Origin of the sequence: Prevotella sp. C561 (assembly GCF_000224595.1) — a bacterium.
Classification (GTDB): Bacteria; Bacteroidota; Bacteroidia; order Bacteroidales; family Bacteroidaceae; genus Prevotella; species Prevotella jejuni.
In genome coordinates this window covers 172,744-175,724 of sequence record NZ_JH114139.1, presented here as the reverse complement: position 1 = coordinate 175,724, position 2,981 = coordinate 172,744, and the positions used below count along the sequence as shown (strand labels likewise).

Genomic DNA, 2,981 nt, shown 5'->3' with positions numbered 1-2,981 from the left:
AGCGTCCACAATCATAGTTGGATGTACGAAAATAGAATACTTTTTCAGTTGCATAGAACCATCTCCAAAGTCGGGGTCATCCTCCTTCAAACGCCCTTTCATGTGGTCGTAAGAGAGCTCCGTAGTGTCTTGTATGCATAGTACATGCTTATGTCCAACACACTCACTACCAGAGAATTGCCTTATTCTATCTATTAGATCTTCCATATCCCAGTTCTTATTACGTAGTACTCTATAGGCACCAACTTTAGGTGCCTTATCTTCGAAGCACTTATTAATAACCGCACTCTGTTTCTCTACCATCTTATCGAACAAGCTATTAACTCTTCATTCGATTCTCTTATCTCCTCCGAGGGAGTCAAATATGTTGTTTAATTGCATATACAAAGATACTAAAAAACCATGACATACGCAAGTATTTTACTGAGTATCAATGTGTTATAATGTTAAAAAGATGTGTAGAAAGAGTAGCCCTACGGGGGAGGGGGTTGGGGGTTGGGCTTCTTCCCCCTTCGGCGGGGGGTAAGGGGATGAGGCTGTTTGTTTGTTATTGACTTTTCTTATTCAGCAGTACATATCCACCTATTCCACCTAAGATGGAGGCGAGGAAGATACCCAACTTTGCTTGTGTCATTAATAGCTCATCAGTGAAAGCGAGGGTAGAGATGAACATCGACATTGTGAAGCCGATGGAGGCAAGCATACCTAAGCCCAGCAGTGTGCGAGGAGTGATGGCACTTGGAAGTGTTGCCCAACGCATTTTTACCATTAAAAAGATTGCACTGACAATGCCAATTGGTTTTCCTAAGAACAAGCCGAGTGTCACACCAAGTGCTACGTGGGTTGAGAAGATGTCTGAAAGACTTAAACTCGTGAAGTTGATACCTGCATTGGCAATCGCAAATATCGGCATAATCAAGAAGGTTACGATAGGGGCGAACTTGTGTTCGAGCTGTTGCAGCAAAGGTATTGCAATATTGGTGTCGTGCTGAATATGTGCCAATACGTGTACCTGCCCCTCTTCCAAAGTCCTAACCTCGTTTGCTTCCTCTTTCTCGAAACGTCTTGCCCGTCTCTTAATACGTTTGAGATAGACCGACTCGTTAATCTTTGCATCGGCTGGAATCATGAAGGCGGCGAGTACGCCTGCGATTGTTGCGTGGATTCCCGATAGCAAGAATGTTACCCATACGCCACCGATACCAAGTGCGGCATAGAAGAATAGGCTCTTGATACCGAGTCTGTTGCCTATAAACATCACTGCGAGAAAGCCCAAACCAAAGAGTAAACTCGCAATAGAGAGCTCGGAGGTGTAGAAGAAGGCGATGACAAGCACTGCCCCAAGGTCGTCTACTATGGCAAGTGTTGTAAGGAAAACCTTAGCCGATACAGGTACTTTATCGCCCAAAAGATATACGACTCCTAAGGCAAAGGCGATGTCTGTTGCCATTGGTATGCCCCACCCCATGCTCTGTGCGGTTCCTATGTTCAGACATAGATAAATAAGTGCAGGTATAATCATACCGCCTATTGCTGCACCTATGGGCAGAATTGTGTTTCTGATGTCAGCGAGTTCGCCACCGATGAATTCCCTTTTTAGTTCTAAGCCTACTACAAAGAAGAATATCGCCATCAGTCCATCGTTAATCCAGTGGTGTAAACTATAATTCAGATAAGGCTCTCCGTTGACGATAAATCCTACTTCCTGCTCAAAGAAATGGAAATAGCTTGTTGCTAAGTCGGTGTTTGCCAATACCATAGCTAAGGCAACGCTGAGAAGCAGAACGATACCTCCCGACTTTTCCCTACCCATGAATAATTTTATTGGAAGCATCAAATGTTGATTCAGCTTCTTTTCAACTCGTTGTCTCATAATTCTCTTGTTATACTTGTTTTACAATATATATAAAAGGTGAAGAACGCTATAAGCCCTATATAATAAAAGCATATAAAGCCAATGTTCTAAACACTCTTCGATTTAAACGGAACACCCTCGTAAGCCAATATACTTGCGAGGGGTATTCTGTTTTATTCTTCTTCGACCTTCATCTTTTGTGATGACTTTCCCTTGTCTCCACACTTCCCTTCTCGCAATGACCGCAAGTTCAGAATTGATTGGGGGTATCTCGCTAATCACTCCCCTCCCTGCGGGCTACTATTTCTACACATCTTTTTTAAGACTTGTATAGAAGGCTACTTGGTATTCAAATACTCGTAAACCTTCCTTAAGGGTGATGTAGCCTGGCCTAGTGTCCTTACCCATATCACACCAGCCTTGTAGACGGGCAATTATCCATGCTGCCCATGGTAGGCTGTCCTCTTTGAAAGGATTTCTTCCATCTTTTGACCTCGGGTTCTTGGTGTGTATCATTCCCATGAGTGCATGTAGAACTACTAATTGGACGTTTGTAAAGAGTATGCGGGCTGATACTTCTTCTCGTTTCGTGTCGTATGACCTCTTAAGTATCAGACACTTAAGTACTGCCGATAAGGTTAGAGAAATCATCTTCTTTGTGCTCTCGCCATCCTCTAATTGTATGTCTTCTATTCCAAATCCCTTGGATTTCATTAGTCGGAAAAGTTCTTCGATGAGCCAACGACATCTATACCAGTCGATACATTGCACTGCTTGAGCAAGACTAGTAACCTCGTGTGAAGTCAGTAAACGCCATTCTACGGGCTCTTCTCCTGCAGGAACAGAGTCGGCACGTTCCTTGACATGTACGCAATAAATATCTAACTTCTCCTTACCGCCTGCATTTGAATGTGGTGCGTGAAGGGTGATAGGCATAAAACGTACCTCCATAACGGCTGTTCTGTTCTTTCGACCTTGTCGTCCGGGGAGTGAGAAACTGTACTCGCCCATAGGTTTCTGCTTGGCTAAATGCTCTGTAAGTGTATCTAAATCAGCACCTACACTACTCTTGCGATTATGAGTTGAACGTATCAGAAAGTCGCATCCCACTTCCAAAGTCTCGTCC

2 protein-coding genes and 1 pseudogene are annotated in these 2,981 nt (G+C 43.7%); all 3 read right to left on the bottom strand.

Features of this window, described 5'->3' with window-relative positions; translation table 11 throughout:
- Nucleotides 1-303 (bottom strand): annotated as a pseudogene (locus HMPREF0666_RS17590) (hypothetical protein); the annotation flags it as partial.
- A gap of 244 nt (nucleotides 304-547) precedes the next feature.
- Entirely contained in the window at nucleotides 548-1,873 is a 1,326-nt protein-coding gene (nhaA, locus tag HMPREF0666_RS00535) for a Na+/H+ antiporter NhaA (RefSeq protein ID WP_009010311.1), read from the bottom strand.
- A 288-nt stretch (nucleotides 1,874-2,161) separates the two neighbouring features.
- The coding region (locus HMPREF0666_RS17585) for an IS4 family transposase (RefSeq protein WP_009010310.1) at nucleotides 2,162-2,981 on the bottom strand (820 nt) is incomplete at its 5' end.

Coding starts and splice junctions, on each gene's coding strand:
- nhaA (WP_009010311.1), bottom strand. CDS start 1,873: ATGAGACAACGAGTTGAAAAGAAGCTGAATCAACATTTGATGCTTCCA.